The sequence below is a fragment of the Streptomyces sp. NPDC058284 genome (genome assembly GCF_042881135.1).
GTDB lineage: Bacteria > Actinomycetota > Actinomycetes > Streptomycetales > Streptomycetaceae > Streptomyces.
Genome location: NZ_JBHVYE010000002.1, coordinates 307,512 through 323,706 on the forward strand (window position 1 = coordinate 307,512; position 16,195 = coordinate 323,706).

The window sequence follows — 16,195 nt, forward strand, 5'->3', positions numbered from 1 at the left end:
TGAAACCTCGATCACGTCGGGTAAGGTAAGGCTTACCTGCTATCGATCGCGATTCGGTGGTCCTCCGCATGTCCGTCCCCACCTTGGCCGCACCCGCCCAGGGCGCCCGCAGCGCCGTAGCGGACGCCTACGCCCGCCTCCACGAGGTGTACTCCGGACTGCGCATCACCGAGCTCGCTCCCGGGGAACAGGCGCCGCGGGGCGACGGCTGGGTCTGCGCCGCCCGGCTCGCGGAGGGCGGGGCCGACCTGGACGCGTTCCTGGCCTGGGACGACGCCCAGGTCCTGAAGGACTACGGCACCCGGGCCCGGCCGGACGTCGTCGCCAGCTTCGGCCTGCACCGCTACGCCTGGCCCGCCACCCTGCTCATCACCGTCCCCTGGTTCCTGCACCGCCGCGTCCCCCGCTTCCCCGTCGCCGACGTCTCCTTCCAGCGCACGCTGGGCCGGATGGCCGTACGCCCCGACAGGTTCGCCTGCCTCCCCGGCGACCCGGCCGCGGCGTTGCCGGGCGCCCGCGTCGTACCGGACGAGGAGGCGCTGCGCGCAGAGGTGCGGGACGCGGTCGCCGAGCACCTCGGGCCGCTCCTCGACACCTTCGGTCCCCGGATGCGGCGCCGCTCGCGCGCCCTGTGGAGCCTCGCCACCGACGAGATCGTCGAGGGCCTCTGGTACGTCGCCCACCTCTTCGGCGAGGAGCGGCGCGCGGTGACCGAGCTGGAGAAGCTGCTGCCCGGCGCCACCAAGCCGTACGTCGGCACGGCCGGCTTCCGTGAGCTGACGGGCCCCGACGGCGAGGCGCTGCCGACCCGCGACCGGGCGAGCTGCTGCATGTTCTACACGCTGCGCCCCGACGACACCTGCGTCACCTGCCCGCGCACCTGTGACGCGGAGCGCGTCGCCCGGCTCAGCGCGGCCGCCGCGACGGGCTGAGAGCCTGTGTCATATCCCCGGTCGGATCAGTGGGCGTCGTCTGGTGCGTGCGATCGCAAGGCGCCGGGAAGTCCTCGATGGGGGTCCCCCCGGGCCGTTCAGGCCTGGGGGAGGAGCTACTAGGGCTTTTCGGCAACGCGGCGAGCGTGCGTGCCAGGCGGCGACCACCCGGCCGGGGATATGACACAGGCTCTGCACGCGCCCGTCTAATCGAACTCAACGCCTGGTCCCCCGCCACGAGTTCGAGCAAAGTACGCCGTGCGTGCCCCCTCGCACCCCCCTTGGCGTTCTCTTGCCCCGAAACCCCCTGCACGACATCGGGGTTGGGTCAATATGGCGGCCGATACGCCCTACCGCAACGCAAGGGACCCCCAGATGAGACTGACCGACATATCGCTGGACTGGCTGCTCCCCGGTGGCGTCCTGCTCCTGGGCATGCTGGTGGCGGTGGCGGTGCTCGCGCGCGGCAAGCGAGGCCATGGCAAAACGGCCAAGGGGGGCGCGGGCGACGACTCCTGGGAGCGCACCGAGGAACGCCGCAGGCGCAAGGAAGCGGTCTACGGCACCGCCTCCTACGTGCTCCTGTTCTGCTGCGCCGCCGTCGCCGCCGCGCTCTCCTTCCACGGCCTGGTCGGCTTCGGGCAGCAGAACCTCAGCCTCTCCGGGGGCTGGGAGTACCTGGTCCCGTTCGGCCTCGACGGCGCCGCGATGTTCTGCTCCGTCCTCGCCGTGCGCGAGGCGAGCCACGGCGACGCCGCGCTCGGCTCGCGGCTGCTCGTGTGGACGTTCGCGGGTGCGGCGGCCTGGTTCAACTGGGTGCACGCGCCGCGCGGCCTCAACCATGCCGGTGCTCCGCACTTCTTCGCCGGAATGTCGCTGTCGGCCGCGGTGCTCTTCGACCGCGCGCTGAAGCAGACCCGCAGGGCGGCGCTGCGCGAGCAGGGTCTGGTGCCCCGGCCGCTGCCGCAGATCCGCATCGTGCGGTGGCTGCGCGCGCCCCGGGAGACCTTCGCCGCCTGGTCGCTGATGCTCCTCGAAGGCGTACGCACCCTGGACGAGGCCGTCGAGGAGGTGCGGGAGGACCGTCGCGAGAAGGAGCGCACGCGGCTGCACCGGCGCGACAAGGAGAAGCTGGAGCGCGCGCAGCTCAAGGCGCTCAGCCGGGGCCAGCGGAACTGGCAGGGCCGCGGCGGCGGCCGTCAGGTCGAGGTGCAGGCCGTCGCGTCGGCGACCGGGTCGCCGCAGGTCGGCGCGGACCCTGCCATACCGGCGCAGGAAGAGCTGCCGGTACGCTCCCGCCCCTCCCTCCAGGCCGTCAGGAACGGCCCTGACGGCGCCGAACCCGTCACCCCTGTCACCGTCGACCTGACGGCGGAGGACGACACGCAGGCACTGCCCCGGCTCGACTCGCTGGAGCAGAAGCTGAAGGACCTGGAGCAGCAGTTCGGCTGATCACTTCGGGCGCGATCGTCCGGTCGACTCGGCCATTGCGCTCGTCTGGTGACGGCCCGTCAGGATCTGTGGGGCGGCGGCGCGACTCAGTCCGTGCCGCCGCCGTCCAGCTCGAACCACACCACCTTCCCCACCCCGTGCGCCCGCACGCCCCACGCGTCGGCGAGCGACTGCACGAGGACCAGGCCCCTGCCGTTCGTACCGCTGTCGGCGTCCGGTACCCGCGGCTCGGGGTGGCTGCCCACCATGTCCCGCACCTCGACACGGAGCCCTCGCGGGCCCACCGTCGCGGTGACGAACGCGTCGTGGTCGGTGTGCACCAGTGCGTTGGTGACCAGTTCGCTGGTGAGCAGTTCGGCTATCTCGGATCTTCCCGGCTTCCCCCAGTGCCGCAGGAACTCCCTGAGGGCCTTCCTGACCTCGGACACCGCACGCAGATCCGCTCTTCCCAGCCTTCGCGTGAGCCGACCGCTCTCGGGTCCGCCGGGCGCTTCACCGGTCCTCTCGTCCCGTTCGTTCGGAGAAGAGGCCCCGATTCTTCCGGGACCGCCCCCACGTGACTGCCTCGTCATGACCCCCGCCCACAAAGCGATGGCTCTGCCTCCCTGCTCGAACAACCTCACGGGATGCATGCCCAGGGCCGGTGGCGGCACGCTTGTCGAATCATCAACCAACGGTCCGGGGGTGCGCTGCGGGATTGCGGGGAAGTGAAGCGGTGGACCCCACCGCTCACGCCCCGAGGAGCCCGAGTGCACGACGACAGACTGCTGGTGGAAGGGCGCCTGGAGCGGGCGCTCCGCCAGTTCATCCGCCCCGCCCAGTACGCGCGGCGCACGCCGCTGGCCCTCTCCGTCTGGCACGCGCCGGGCGAGCCGGTGCCGGTCGAGACCGCCCTCGAAGCCGCGTACGAGCCCTTCGAGACCGGCACCGCATGGGGAAACCCCTGGTCCACCAGTTGGTTCCGGATTCAAGGACGGGTGCCCGAGGAGTGGCGGGGGCGCCGGGTCGAAGTGGTGATCGATCCCGGATTCACCGGTGAGGGTCCTGGCTTCCAGGCGGAGGGCCTGGTGTACGACGCGTCGGGCGTACCGCTGAAGGGTGTTCACCCGCGCAATCGGCATATTCCGGTGGCCTCCCCCGCCGAGGGCGGTGAATCGGTGCACCTACTCCTGGAAGCGGCGGCCAATCCCGCCGTCCTGCACGACTTCATGCCGACACCACTGGGCGACGTACTGACCGCGGTCAATAGCCCGATCTACCGATTCGCGTCTGCCGATCTCGCCGTACTCGACGAGGACGTGTGGCGGTTGACCTTGGACATCGAGGTCCTCTCCGAGCTGATGCGCGAACTGGACCCCGAACGTCCACGTCGGCACGAGATCCTGCGCGCCCTGGAGGACATGCTCGACGCCCTCGATCTGCACGACGTGTCCGGCACGGCGAGCGCGGCGCGCGCCGCGCTCGCCGACGTCCTCGCGCGTCCCGCGCACGCCAGCGCACACCGCGTATCGGCGGCCGGCCACGCGCACATCGACTCGGCGTGGCTGTGGCCGCTGCGCGAAACGGTGCGCAAGGCTTCGCGCACCTTCGCGAATGTGACGGCTCTGGCCGAGGAGTATCCGGAGCTGGTCTTCGCCTGCTCGCAGGCCCAGCAGTACGCCTGGGTGAAGGAGCACCAGCCGCACATCTGGGAGCGGATCAAGAAGGCGGTCGCGGACGGCAACTGGGCGCCGGTGGGCTCGATGTGGGTCGAGTCGGACGCCAACATGCCGGGCGGCGAGGCCCTCGCCCGGCAGATCACGCACGGCATGCGGTTCTTCCGTGCGGAGTTCGGCGTCGAGACGCAGGAGATCTGGCTGCCGGACTCCTTCGGCTATACCGCCGCGTTCCCGCAGCTGGCGAAGCTCGCGGGCGTCCGCTGGTTCCTCACCCAGAAGCTGAGCTGGAACCAGTCCAACAAGATGCCGCACCACACCTTCTGGTGGGAGGGCATCGACGGCAGCCGGGTCTTCACCCACTTCCCGCCCGTGGACACCTACAACTCGCAGTTCCACGGCGCCGAACTCGCCCACGCCGAACGGAACTTCGCCGAGAAGGGCCGCGCGTCCCGCTCCCTGGTGCCGTTCGGCTGGGGCGACGGCGGGGGCGGCCCCACCCGCGAGATGATGGAGCGGGCTCGGCGGCTGCGCTCCCTGGAGGGTTCGCCGCGCGTCGAGATCGAGAAGCCGTCGGCGTTCTTCGCGGCGGCCGAGGAGGAGTACGGCGCCGAGGCGCCCGTCTGGTCGGGCGAGCTGTACCTGGAGCTGCACCGCGCGACGTACACCACCCAGGCGGCGACCAAGCGCGGCAACCGGCGCTCCGAACACGCCCTGCGCGAAGCGGAGTTGTGGTGCACAGCGGCGGCGGTGCGCGATCCGGCGTACGTCTATCCGTACGACACCCTGGACCGGCTGTGGAAGACGGTCCTGCTGCACCAGTTCCACGACATCCTGCCGGGCTCGTCGATCGCCTGGGTGCACCGGGAGGCACGCGAGACCTACGAGCGGGTCCTCGCCGAGCTCGACGAGCTGACCGCGGCGGCCGTGCGGTCGCTCGGGGCGGGCGGTCCCGTGGCGCTGAACGCCTCGCCGTACGCCCGCAGCGAGGTCGTCGACCGGGGCGACGGCACGCCGGTGCGCGTCGACGTCCCCGCGCTCGGCACCCGGAGCCTGGACGACACCGCGCGGGACACCGGCCCCGGGGCGGTCGCGCACACGACCGGGGACACGATCCTGCTCACCAACGAGCATCTGAACGTCACCGTCGACGCCGCCGGGCTCCTCACCTCCGTGACGGACCTGGCCGCGGGCCGCGAGGTCCTCGCCGCCCCCGGCAACCTCCTCCAGCTGCACCCCGACCACCCCACGCACTACGACGCCTGGGACCTCGACAAGCACTACCGGCGCCGGCACACCGACCTCACGGACGCCGAATCCGTCGAGCTCGTCGAGGACGGGCCGCTGCGGGTCGCGGTGCGCGTGGTGCGGTCCTTCGGGCGGTCGCGGATCACCCAGGAGATCCGCCTCGCGGCGGGCAGCCGGCGCGTGGACGTCGTGACGGACGTGGACTGGCGCGAGTCGGAGAAGGTCCTCAAAGCCGCGTTCCCGCTGGACGTGCACGCCGAACGGTCGGCCGCCGAGATCCAGTTCGGCCATGTGCACCGTCCTACGCACGCCAACACCGGGTGGGACGCGGCGCGTTACGAGATCTGCGCGCACCGCTGGCTGCGGGTGGCCGAGGAGGGGTACGGCGTCGCGGTGCTCAACGACTCCACGTACGGCCACGACGTGTCGCGCACGGAGCACGGCGACACGCTCGGCACGACCGTGCGGCTGACGCTGCTGCGGGCCCCGCACAGCCCGGACCCGGAGACCGACCAGGGCGCGCACCGCTTCACGTACGCGCTGCTGCCCGGCGCGGACACCGGTGCCGCGGTCGCGGAGGGGCTCGCGCTCAATCTGCCGCTGCGGGTGGCCGACGCGCCCGCCCTGCCGTCGCTGGTGAGCGTCGACCACCCGGGGGTCACCGTCGAGTCGGTGAAGCTCGCCGACGACCGCAGCGGCGATGTCGTCGTACGGCTCTACGAGTCGCGCGGCGGGCGCGCGGCGGCGGTGCTCGGCACGTCGTTCCCGGTGGCGCGGGCCGAGGTGACGGACCTGCTCGAACGGCCGCTGCACGAGGCGGAGACGGGCGAGAACGGCCTGCTGCTCGCGCTGCGGCCGTTCCAGATCGTCACGCTGCGGCTGCGGCCGGCCTGAGCCTGTCTTCGGCCCCCGGGTGGGCCTGCCCGTGCCGGGGCCGGTGTCAGGGCCTCGGCACGTTCCGCAGGTTGGAGCGGGCCATCTGCACCATCCGGCCCACTCCGCCGTCCAGGACGATCTTGCTGGCGGAGAGGGCGAAGCCGGTCACCATGTCGGAGCTGATCTTGGGCGGGATGGAGAGGGCGTTCGGGTCGGTGACGACGTCGACGAGGGCGGGGCCCTTGTGCGCGAAGGCGTCCTTGAGGGCGCCCGCGAGCTGCTTGGGCTTCTCCACGCGCACGCCGTAGGCTCCCGCGGCGCGGGCGACGGCGGCGAAATCGGGGTTGTGGTTCCCCGTGCCGTACGACGGCAGACCGGCCACCAGCATCTCCAACTCGACCATTCCCAGGGCGGAGTTGTTGAACAGGACGACCTTCACCGGCAGGTCGTGCTGGACGAGGGTGAGGAAGTCGCCCATCAGCATCGTGAACCCGCCGTCGCCCGACATCGAGACGACCTGGCGCCTGCGGTCGGTGAACTGGGCGCCGATCGCCTGCGGCAGCGCGTTCGCCATCGAGCCGTGGCTGAAGGAGCCGATGATGCGGCGCCTGCCGTTGGGGGTGAGGTAGCGGGCGCCCCAGACATTGCACATACCGGTGTCGATGGTGAACACGGCATCGTCGGCGGCGAGTTCGTCGAGGACGGAGGCGACGTACTCGGGGTGGATCGGGATGTGCTTCTCGACCTTGCGGGTGTACGCCTTCACCACCCCTTCGAGAGCGTCCGCATGCTTCTTCAACATCTTGTCGAGGAACTTGCGGTTCGTCTTCGGCGAGACGCGCGGGGTCAGGCAGCGCAGCGTCTCGCGCACGTCACCCCAGACGGCGAGGTCCAGCCTGGAGCGGCGCCCGAGGTTCTCCGGGCGCACGTCCACCTGGGCGATCCGCACGTCGTCGGGCAGGAAGGCGTTGTACGGGAAGTCCGTGCCGAGCAGGATCAGCAGGTCGCACTCGTGGGTCGCCTCGTACGCGGCGCCGTAGCCGAGCAGGCCGCTCATGCCGACGTCGAAGGGGTTGTCGTACTGGATCCACTCCTTGCCGCGCAGGGCGTGGCCCACCGGAGACTTGATCTTCTCGGCGAACTCCATCACCTCCGCGTGCGCGCCCGCCGTGCCGCTGCCGCAGAAGAGGGTGACCTTGTCCGCCTCGTCGATCATCGCGGCGAGCTTCTCGATCTCCGCGTCGCCGGGGCGGACGGTGGGCCGGGACGTCACGAGGGCCGTCTCAGCGGCCTTCTCCGGGGCGGGCTCGGAGGCGACGTCGCCGGGCAGCGACACGACGCTGACGCCGCTCTGCCCGACGGCGTGCTGGATGGCGCTCTGCAACAGCCTCGGCATCTGCTTCGGGCTGGAGATCAGCTCGCTGTAGTGGCTGCACTCCTGGAAGAGCCGGTCGGGGTGGGTCTCCTGGAAGAAGCCGAGGCCGATCTCGCTCGACGGGATCTGCGAGGCGAGGGCGAGAACGGGCGCCATGGAGCGGTGCGCGTCGTACAGGCCGTTGATCAGGTGGAGGTTGCCGGGGCCGCAGGAGCCCGCGCAGGCGGCCAGGCGGCCGGTGATCTGGGCCTCGGCGCCGGCCGCGAAGGCGGCGGTCTCCTCGTGCCGCACCTGGACCCAGTCGATCCCCTTCGTGCGGCGGATGGCGTCCACGACCGGGTTGAGGCTGTCGCCGACGACTCCGTACAGCCGCCGCACGCCCGCGCGGACGAGGATGTCGACGAACTGCTCGGCGACGTTCTGCTTGCCCATGCTGTACGCACCTTTCGACGGCGGTCCTTCGGCTCCGCTCCTCGCAACCATGAAGTCACAGGTGCGGCGGTCATGCCTCCCAGACCGCGGCGGCCGTCCGGTCGTCGGCGTACCCCTTGACCCTGACCTGGACGTCGGCCAGGAAGGCGGCGAGCCCCGGCGGGCCGCTCTTCCGCCATCTGCGGGTGAGGTGCTCGGCCAGCTCCGGTTCGCCGCGCAGGGGCTCGGCGAGTCCGCTGCTGCACAGCACGAGCGCGTCACCCGGACGGGCGACCGAGGCGCGGAAACGGAAGGGCTCGCGGGGCGGCTCGGGGGCCGGTTCGTAGGGGCTCGGCGGGGTGGTGATGCCGAGGTCCATGGTGAGGTGCTCGGCGTCCGGCGGCGGCTGCGCGGGCAGCGATCCGAAGCCGACCACGGCGTCGCCTGTGGCCTCGGCGACGCGGGGCTCGATGTCCTGCCACGCGCCGTCCCGCAGCCGGAAGAGGCCGCCCGCGCCGACGCCGAAGAAGACGCGGGTCCGGCACCGGGGGTCGGCGGGCAGCAGCAGGCAGCGCAGGTCCGCCGCGTACTCCTCGGGCTCGAGGCCGAGGTCGACGGCGCGCGCACGGAGCTTGCCGAGGCTGCGGTCGGTGAGCCGGTGCAGTCCCGACTTCAGGTCGCCGCGCCGGGCCCCCCTGATGTCCTCGGCGAGCCGCCGGTGGCTGCGGCCCACCGCCCGGCCGATCCACGCGCAGGCCTCGGCGGCGGCCCGGTGCGCTCCCGGCGCCGCGCGGGCGCCGGTCGCCATGGCGACGAACACCAGGGAGTCCTCGCCGACCCCGAAGCGCGCGGTGAGCAGGGCGTCGCGGCGCGGCTCCCCGCGGTACCGGGCGGAGTCCCCGCGCACGGAGGCGGCCCGCAGCGTACTGGCCCCGCACCGCGCCCCGTCGAGCACGGTGTCGGCGACGAGATCGCCGAGGTCGTCGGGGTCGGCGGCGGGCAGCGCGGTGGGCTCGCCCTCGTAGGTCGGGGGCCCGCTTCCCACGTAGGTGGTGGGGGCGGGGTCGGCGGGTGGTGCGGACCGGCTCCCGGGTGCGGCGGGTGCATCGGGGCCGCGCGAGGCGCGTTCGTCGCCGCGGGGCACTTCCACCGACGACGCCGTCGACGGCGCAGGGTGCGCGTCGTCCGTCGCCTCCCCCTTCCCCGCACCTCCCGCCGGGAAGGTCACCGGCCCGCTGGGCTTGGCGGCGGGCGGCGCCCAGGGGGCGGGGGCGCTGAACGTGGGGGCACGGGGTGGCCCGGAGGGAGCCGGGGGCGGGGGCTCGGGGCTGCGGCGCTGCCCGGGAGGCCGGGGCGGGCCCGGAGGCTCAGGCGGGGCGGCGGGCGGAGGCACGTGACGGGGCCGGGGCGGATCAGGGGGCGCGAGAGGCTCCGGAGGCACACCGTCCGCGGCCACGAAGGGCCCTGCCTCGGGGCCGGACAGGTGGCGTGGGGCGGCGTCCGTGGCGCCGGGTGCGTGGCGGGGAGCGGCACGGGTGGCGCCCGCGGGATCGGACGCGTCAGGCGGGACGATGTCCGAGGCACGGGGCGGACCGGCTTCGGCGGTGGGCGGTGGAGGCGGGGCGGGGGGCGGAGGCGCGGTGTCTGGGGCGGATGCAGGAGATGCGGCACCCGCGCCGGAGGCCGAAGGCGCGGCTCCGGGCCCGGGTCCCGAAGGCGCGGCTCCCGGCCCGGATCCCGAAGGCGCGGCTCCCGGCCCGGATCCCGGAGGCGCGGCTCCCGGGCCGGACCCCGCAGACGCAACATCCGCGCCGGACGGCGAAGACGCAGCACCCGGGGCGGACGGCGAAGACGCGGCACCCGGGGCGGAGGCCGGAGGCGCGGCGGTCGTGTCAGGCGCTGGAGGCGCGGCACTTGGGTCGGAGGCCGAAAGTGTCGCGGGCGTCGGGGGCTTGGCGCCCGGACCCGGCGACGGAGGCGCGCCCGACGCGGACGGCGAAGGCGCGGTGTCCGGCTCCGGTGCCGGAGGGGTACCGGCACCGGGCCCCGTGGCCCACGGGGTCGACGAGGGGTCGCGGGGCTCCGGGACCCCTTCCCCCACCGCATGCGCCGCCGAGGCGAATCTGTCGTCCAGGGTGTCCGGTGCGGGTGTCGGGCCCGTGTCCGGTGCGGCGTCGTCGTACAGCTGTCCCCACCAGTCGTCGTCATGACCGGTGGGCCTGTCCCCCTGCTGGCTCATGCCCCTATTTTCCACCGCGGAGGCCGTACGAAAACGGTGCATCCGGAAATTCCGGCCATCTCGGCGAAGGAGACCGCCGGGCGGGCCCACCCCCCACAGGAGGACCGCCCGGCGGGGCTCGCGTGGCTACCGCACGTCGTACGCGCGGGCCACCGTCTGTGTGACGGAGTTGCCGTGCTCGTCCGTCAGCCGGGACCTGAGCCAGACCTGCTTGCCGGACGCGCCCGTGTGGTTCACGGTCGCGCGCCACGTGCCGTCGTGCTCGGCGGTGGTGGCCGCCTGCCACGTCCTGCCCTCGTCGTAGGAGTACGACAACTCCGCCTCGGCGAGCGCTCCCGGCTCGTAGCCCGCGTGCCCCGTCGCGCCGAGTTCAATCCGCAGCCCGTCCTTCGCGGGCAGGGTTTTCGGGCCGTCCTCCGGGAGACGGTAGACCGGGAAGAGCATCGGGATGCCCTGCGAGTACACGCCCTCGTCGAGGTGCGAGCGGAACGACCAGGTCGTCTCCGTCCCCGTCGACCGGCGCCACACCCGCGAGCCGATCTTCTGCGTGGCGAGGGTGAGTTCGTACGCGGAGTCCTCGGCCGGGACCGTGAACACCCCGGACGGCCAGCCCGACTCCCCCACGACCTCGCCGTTCCGCTCGAGCCGCACGGAGCCGATGTCGCCGAAACTCCCCTGGATTCCCGCGTGTCCCGCGGCGTCCGACCAGAAGCCGGGCGCGACTCCGATCAGGTTCCCCTGCCGCTCCCCGGCGAGCGCCGGCCTGCCCGCGGCGTCACGCGGCGTGCCGGGCACGAGGACCCCGTCGTACCAGGTCTCGTCACGCCGCTCCCCCTTCTCGTACGTACGCACCGGGTCGAGCATGAATTCGCCGTACGGGAAGCTGCTGGAGACCTGGTGGCCCCAGCCGGTCGGGCCGGCCGAGTAGTACTCGGTGCGCCTGCCGGGGGCGGGCACGGACGCGAGGTCGCCGAAGTAGATCTCAAGGCCGCCGGGCCGGGCGGCCGAGGGCAGGTCCACGTAGTCCGTGGTCTCGCCCATCGCCCGGTACGTCGCCCGGTTCGCGGCAAGGTCCTTGTCCCGGACGCGGTAGGTCCGGTCGTCGCGGATCTGCCCCTCCTCGGGGAACGCCAGGTTGTAGACGTACGGACTCTTTGCCGTCGCCTTCCACTTCAACTGGACCTGACCGACGTGCAGTTGAGCCAGCAGAGCCGCCGCCTCGTCCGTCGGGATGCCGAGGACCGGCAGCGGGGAGCCGGTGAGACCGGCCGACGGGTACCAGCGGCCGGGGGCCGCGCGGTGGGCGATGACGGCGCGCGCGCCCGCCTTCTTCGCGTCGGCCGCCACGGTGGCCGCCTGGCCACTGTCCGGGACCCTGACGAGGGCGATCCTGCCCTTGGCCCCGGCGGCGGCGAGCTCGTCCGGCGTGCCGGACCCGGCGTCGACGAGGACCGCCCTGCCGGTGCCGTCCAGGTTGGCGGAGCCGGTCGAGGCCGTCACGGGGTGGAGCCTCGCCCCGCCCACGACGGCGAGCCGGTCGATCTGGGGTGCGGCCGTGCGCCAGTAGCTGCCCGACTCGAAGGTGCCGTCGGACGGCTTGCCCTCGACGGACTGGTAGTAGCCGCGGATCGTACGGGGCCCGGCCGCGGTGCCCGCGTGCAGCCAGTGGTCCTTGCCCCAGGAGCGGGCGAAGGCGAGGGTGGCGCCGCGGACTTCGGACGCCTTGTCGGTCCGGACGGCGACGCGGTGGGCCTTGCGGGCGTCGAGCGTGACCGTCGTGTCCTTCGTGATCTCGACCTGGGGGCGGGCGAGGTGCGTGAGGGACTCCGTCAGGGTGCCGCCGGACTTGTCGCCGGTCGCGATGAAGCTCGTCAAGAAGTAGGCGCCGGGGCGCACTTGGTACGTCTGGTCGTTCGCGCCCTCGTTGAAGCGGCGCTCACCGCTCGCCGTGTCGGTGCCGATGAGGTCGACGGACGACGCCCCGTCGGCGGGCCTGCCGTTGCGGTCGACGAGCTTCACTCGGAGGCTGACGGTCTCCGGCTGGACGTAGAGGGAGAAGGGCGTGGCGACGTGGGTGCCGCCGGCCGCGGTGGCGAGGACGCGTCCCGTGATGTCGCCGTACTGGGCGCGCTTCAGGTCCGCGTCGGGCGTGAGCTCCAGCGGCACCTTGACGGTGGCTCCGGCGGGGACGGTCACGGAGCGTCTGCCGAGCCGGGCGACGCCGGAGTCGACGATGGAACCGTCGTTGCCGGTGACGCCCGCCACCGACAGCTTCAACTCCACATCCGTGTCAGTGGTGTTGGTGTAGGGAACGTCGACCGTGGTGCGGTCCGAGGAGTCCTGCGGCCAGCCGAAGCTGCCGCCCCGCACGGCGGGTGAACCGAGCACCTTCTGGTCGATCGCGGCCTTGGCGTCGAGCCGCCCGCCACCGGTCTCGCGCGCGTCGCCGGGGATGCCGCTGTCCGCGGACGACACGAGGGCCGCCTTGATCTGCCGCGCCGACCAGTCCGGGTGGCGCTGCTTGACGAGGGCGGCGGCGCCCGCGACGTGCGGGGTCGCCATCGACGTACCGCTCATGGACTGATACGCGTAGACGCCACGCCCGCCGGCCGCCGCGGCGGAGATGCCGACGCCGGGCGCGGCGATTTCCGGCTTGAGGGTGTGCGAGCCGTACGCGGGGCCGCGGCTGGAGAAGGGGGCGGTGGTGTCGTCGCGGTCGACGGCGCCGACGGTCAGGACGCCGGGTACGCAGCCGGGTGAGGAGACGGAGTTGAGGCCCGGTCCCGTGTTGCCCGCCGCGATGACGAAGAGGGTGTCCTTCGCGGACCGCGCCAGCTCCTCGGTCGCCGTGCTCATCGGGTCGGTGCAGTCGGTCCGCGCCGGGTTGCCGAGGCTCATCGAGACGACGTCGGCCTTCTCGTCGACGGCCCACTGCATGCCCGCGATGATCCAGGAAGTGGCGCCGGAACCACTGTCGTTGAGGACTTTGCCGTGCAGCAGTTCGGTACCGGGGGCGACGCCCTTCTTCCTGCCGCCGCTCGCCGCGCCGGAGCCGCCGACGGTGGAGGTGGTGTGGGTGCCGTGGCCCTGGCGGTCCTCGTCGTCCGGGGAGTCGGTGAAGTTCTTCCTCGCTCCGATACGGCCCTTGAGGTCGGGATGCTCCGCGTCCGCGCCGGTGTCCAGGACGGCGACCTTGGTGCCAATGCCGTCGTAGCCGGTGGCCCAGGCCTCGGGGGCGTGCACCTGTTTGGTCGACTTGTCGAGAGTTTCCTCGACCTTGGCGTCCAGCCAGAGCTTCTTCAGGGCGCCGCCCGCACGGGACGCGGGGGTCGTGACGTCCGCCCAGAAGGCGGCGGCCTTCTTCTTGTCGGCCTTCAGGGCCACGCCGTCGACGGGTTCGAGGACGAGGCCGCGCTCGGCGCCGCGCGGGGTGCGGGGCAGCGCGCGGGTGACGTCGACGGACTTGTCGTACACGCCGATGAGCGGCAGCTTCCTGGTGTGTGCGTCGTCGTAGCCCTGCCGGACGAGCCCGGTGACGTTGAACAGCTCCTCGTCGACGAGACCCTCGGCGATGGCGTGCTCGGCGCCCTCGGGGTAGACGTACAGGTCCTTGCCGGACTGCCGCGTCTGGATCAGCGGCACGGAGCCGTCCGCGCCGGGCAGCGCCGCCGCCCCCGCCGCCCCCGCCGCCCCGCCTTTCCCGCCTTTCCCGCCTTTCCCGCCTTTCCCGCCGGACGACACCAGGATCCGGTCGCCGGTGACGAGGGTGACGACGGAGCCGCCCCCGTCCCGTGCGGCGCTCCCGGTCAGCGGTGGCCGTTCCGCCGCCGACGGGCGAGGCTCGGCCACGGACGGGACGGCCGCGGTGACGGCGAGGACGGCGGCGGACGCCGCCCCCAAAGCCGTACGCGATATCGGGCGCATCGCTCTCCCCAGGGTTGACGGGCACGCGGAACCACAGGCCGATACGGCCCAAAGGCCGCGAAGGCGGCTGCGGTTGGTGCTGCGGTGGGCGTCACCTTGGCAGAGAGACGGGTGGTGCGGGGATGATGTCCCGGGGCGGGTTTACGCCGTGGCTGTTTCCCGCCATGGCGCCGCCGGAACGACAACTTCGGCCGGAACTTCGGCCGGAACAGCTTCGGGGAGGGACGCCGTCGCATGCTGGCAGCGATCGGTCTGGACGAGACGCACGAGTCGGCGTACCGGGCGCTGGTGTCGGTGGGCGCCGCCGATGTCGCCGACCTCGCGCACCGGCTCTCTCTCGGCGAGCCGGAGACCGAGCGGGCGCTGCGCCGTCTGGAGCGGCACGGGCTCGCCGCGCAGGCGTCCGGCAGGGCGGGCCGCTGGGTGGCGGCGCCGCCCGGCGTCGCGCTCGGCGCGCTCCTCACCCAGCAGCGCCACGAACTGGAGAAGGCCGAACTCACGGCCACGCTGCTCGCCGAGGAGTACCGCGCGCGGGCCGCCGAGCCCGCAGTCCACGACCTGGTCGAGGTGGTCACGGGGTCGGCCGCCGTCTCGCAGCGCTTCCTCCAGTTGCAGCTGGGCGCGAGTGACGAGGTGTGCGCCCTGGTGACCGGCAGCCCCGTCGTGATCACCGGCATGGAGAACAGCGCGGAGGAGCAGGCGGCGGGCCGGGGCGTGCGCTACCGCGTGGTGGTCGAGCGCACGGTCCTCGACCTGCCGACCGGCCTCGAGGAGCTGTCGGCGGCGATCGGCCGTGACGAGCGGGTGCGGGTCGTGGACCGCGTCCCGACCAAGCTGGTCATCGCCGACGGTTCACTCGCGATGGTCCCGCTGACCTCGCGCGCGGCGGAGCCCGCGGCGCTCGTCGTGCACGCCAGCGGGCTGCTCGAATCGCTGACGGGCCTCTTCGAAGCGGTCTGGGGCCAGGCGCTGCCGCTGCGCCTCGGCGAGGACGGCGGCACGCTCACCGAGGACGCCCCCGAAGGACCGGACGGCACGGACCTGGAGATCCTCTCCCTGCTCCTCGCGGGCCTGACGGACGCGAGCGCCGCCAAACAGCTCGATCTGGGGCTGCGCACGGTGCAGCGCCGGGTGAAGCGCCTGATGGAACTCGCGGGCGTCACGACACGGCTCCAGCTGGGCTGGCACGCGTACGAGAGGGAGTGGGTGTCACGCCGTCCCCGGCCGCCCCAGAGCTGAGCTGACCTGCGGTTTCGCCAGATCTGATGCACGCTTGGGAGATGGGAGCGTGGGAACTCCTGCTGGTCGGCGTGGTGCTGCTGCTCGGCCTGTGCGGAGTGCTGGTGCCCGGGGTGCCGGGGTCGTGGCTGGTGTGGGCCGCGGTCCTGTGGTGGACGCTGTACGACCCGAACGGCCTCGCCTGGGGCATCCTCGTCGGCGCGACCCTGGTGCTGCTCGCGGCGCAGGCCGTGCGCTGGCAGCTGCCGCCCCGGCGGCTGCGGGAGAGCGGCGCCACCCCCCGGATGGCGGTCTTCGCCGGGGCGGGCGCGCTGCTCGGATTCTGCGTGGTGCCGGTGCTCGGGGCGATCCCCGGGTTCATCGGCGGGATCTACACCGGGGAGCGGCTCCGGCTCGGCCGCCACGGCGAGGCGGCGACGGCGACGCGGACGGCCATGCGGATGGGCGGAAGCAGTGTGCTGACCGAGCTGTTCGCGTGCCTGCTGATCGCGGGGGCGTGGCTAGGGGCGCTGATCTGGGGCTGAGCGGTCGGCGGGACGCACGACCCCATGCTGCTCCCCCTCCCCGTCGCTGTCGCCCGCGCCCTCGTTCTCATCCAGGTCGATGTCGATCTGGTCCCTGATCAGCTGGTGCGTGCCGCCGTCGCCCGGGCCGCGCGGCGCCGGGGCCTCCTGGGCGACGGCGGGAGGGTGCCGGTGGTGAGCGGGAAGGGCGGCAGGAAAGGCCGCGCCTGTCGTCCCGGCCGGCACGGCGGCCCCGGCCAGGGCGATCACGGCTCGTGGAACTCTTCCGACTGGTGCGTGCGGCACGGGCACCTCCACCTTGTGCGGTGACGATGCCGGCC

10 protein-coding genes are annotated in these 16,195 nt (G+C 73.0%); 5 read left to right on the plus strand and 5 right to left on the minus strand.

Annotation, left to right across the window (positions count from 1 at the left end):
* The first annotated feature begins 68 nt into the window (after positions 1–68).
* Positions 69–932: a (2Fe-2S)-binding protein gene (locus tag ACFVYR_RS04655; RefSeq protein ID WP_384248441.1), complete on the plus strand. Its 864-nt coding sequence runs from the start codon at positions 69–71 to the stop codon at positions 930–932.
* A 375-nt stretch (positions 933–1,307) separates the two neighbouring features.
* The gene (locus ACFVYR_RS04660) at positions 1,308–2,384 is read left to right on the plus strand and encodes a DUF2637 domain-containing protein (RefSeq protein ID WP_384248443.1); all 1,077 of its coding nucleotides are present in this window, start codon (positions 1,308–1,310) and stop codon (positions 2,382–2,384) included.
* Between the two features lie 86 nt (positions 2,385–2,470).
* Here the strand turns inward: ACFVYR_RS04660 and ACFVYR_RS04665 are convergent, their stop codons facing one another.
* Positions 2,471–2,956 (minus strand): ATP-binding protein, encoded by a 486-nt coding sequence (locus ACFVYR_RS04665; RefSeq protein ID WP_384248444.1) that lies wholly within the window; start codon positions 2,954–2,956, stop codon positions 2,471–2,473.
* Between the two features lie 177 nt (positions 2,957–3,133).
* On the opposite strand from ACFVYR_RS04665, the gene ACFVYR_RS04670 reads away from it, so the two are divergent.
* Positions 3,134–6,181, plus strand: coding sequence for an alpha-mannosidase (locus tag ACFVYR_RS04670; RefSeq protein WP_384248445.1), 3,048 nt, complete (start codon positions 3,134–3,136; stop codon positions 6,179–6,181).
* Between the two features lie 46 nt (positions 6,182–6,227).
* Here the strand turns inward: ACFVYR_RS04670 and ACFVYR_RS04675 are convergent, their stop codons facing one another.
* The 3 genes from ACFVYR_RS04675 to ACFVYR_RS04685 form a co-directional block, all read right to left on the minus strand.
* On the minus strand, positions 6,228–7,970 hold the full coding sequence (locus ACFVYR_RS04675) for a pyruvate dehydrogenase (protein ID WP_384248447.1): 1,743 nt from the start codon (positions 7,968–7,970) through the stop codon (positions 6,228–6,230).
* 70 nt (positions 7,971–8,040) lie between these two features.
* Positions 8,041–10,188, minus strand: coding sequence for a protein phosphatase 2C domain-containing protein (locus tag ACFVYR_RS04680; protein WP_384248448.1), 2,148 nt, complete (start codon positions 10,186–10,188; stop codon positions 8,041–8,043).
* Positions 10,189–10,314: 126 nt separating this feature from the next.
* Positions 10,315–14,112, minus strand: coding sequence for a S8 family serine peptidase (locus ACFVYR_RS04685; RefSeq protein ID WP_384248450.1), 3,798 nt, complete (start codon positions 14,110–14,112; stop codon positions 10,315–10,317).
* Positions 14,113–14,346: 234 nt separating this feature from the next.
* Here ACFVYR_RS04685 and ACFVYR_RS04690 point away from each other — a divergent pair, with 234 nt between their 5' ends.
* Positions 14,347–15,351 carry a helix-turn-helix domain-containing protein gene (locus tag ACFVYR_RS04690; RefSeq protein WP_384248452.1) on the plus strand — a complete coding sequence of 335 codons (1,005 nt, stop codon included), beginning with the start codon at positions 14,347–14,349 and terminating at the stop codon, positions 15,349–15,351.
* Positions 15,352–15,392: 41 nt separating this feature from the next.
* Complete coding sequence (locus ACFVYR_RS04695) at positions 15,393–15,875, plus strand: DUF456 domain-containing protein (RefSeq protein ID WP_384248453.1); 483 nt, start codon at positions 15,393–15,395, stop codon at positions 15,873–15,875.
* Here ACFVYR_RS04695 and ACFVYR_RS04700 read toward each other — a convergent pair.
* Positions 15,852–16,124 carry a hypothetical protein gene (locus ACFVYR_RS04700; RefSeq protein ID WP_384248455.1) on the minus strand — a complete coding sequence of 91 codons (273 nt, stop codon included), beginning with the start codon at positions 16,122–16,124 and terminating at the stop codon, positions 15,852–15,854. The two genes, ACFVYR_RS04695 and ACFVYR_RS04700, sit on opposite strands and share 24 nt — an antisense overlap.
* Positions 16,125–16,195: the final 71 nt, after the last annotated feature.

Coding starts and splice junctions, on each gene's coding strand:
- ACFVYR_RS04695 (WP_384248453.1), top strand. CDS start 15,393: ATGGGAGCGTGGGAACTCCTGCTGGTCGGCGTGGTGCTGCTGCTCGGC.
- ACFVYR_RS04655 (WP_384248441.1), top strand. CDS start 69: ATGTCCGTCCCCACCTTGGCCGCACCCGCCCAGGGCGCCCGCAGCGCC.
- ACFVYR_RS04675 (WP_384248447.1), bottom strand. CDS start 7,970: ATGGGCAAGCAGAACGTCGCCGAGCAGTTCGTCGACATCCTCGTCCGC.
- ACFVYR_RS04690 (WP_384248452.1), top strand. CDS start 14,347: ATGCTGGCAGCGATCGGTCTGGACGAGACGCACGAGTCGGCGTACCGG.
- ACFVYR_RS04665 (WP_384248444.1), bottom strand. CDS start 2,956: ATGACGAGGCAGTCACGTGGGGGCGGTCCCGGAAGAATCGGGGCCTCT.
- ACFVYR_RS04660 (WP_384248443.1), top strand. CDS start 1,308: ATGAGACTGACCGACATATCGCTGGACTGGCTGCTCCCCGGTGGCGTC.
- ACFVYR_RS04685 (WP_384248450.1), bottom strand. CDS start 14,112: ATGCGCCCGATATCGCGTACGGCTTTGGGGGCGGCGTCCGCCGCCGTC.
- ACFVYR_RS04680 (WP_384248448.1), bottom strand. CDS start 10,188: ATGAGCCAGCAGGGGGACAGGCCCACCGGTCATGACGACGACTGGTGG.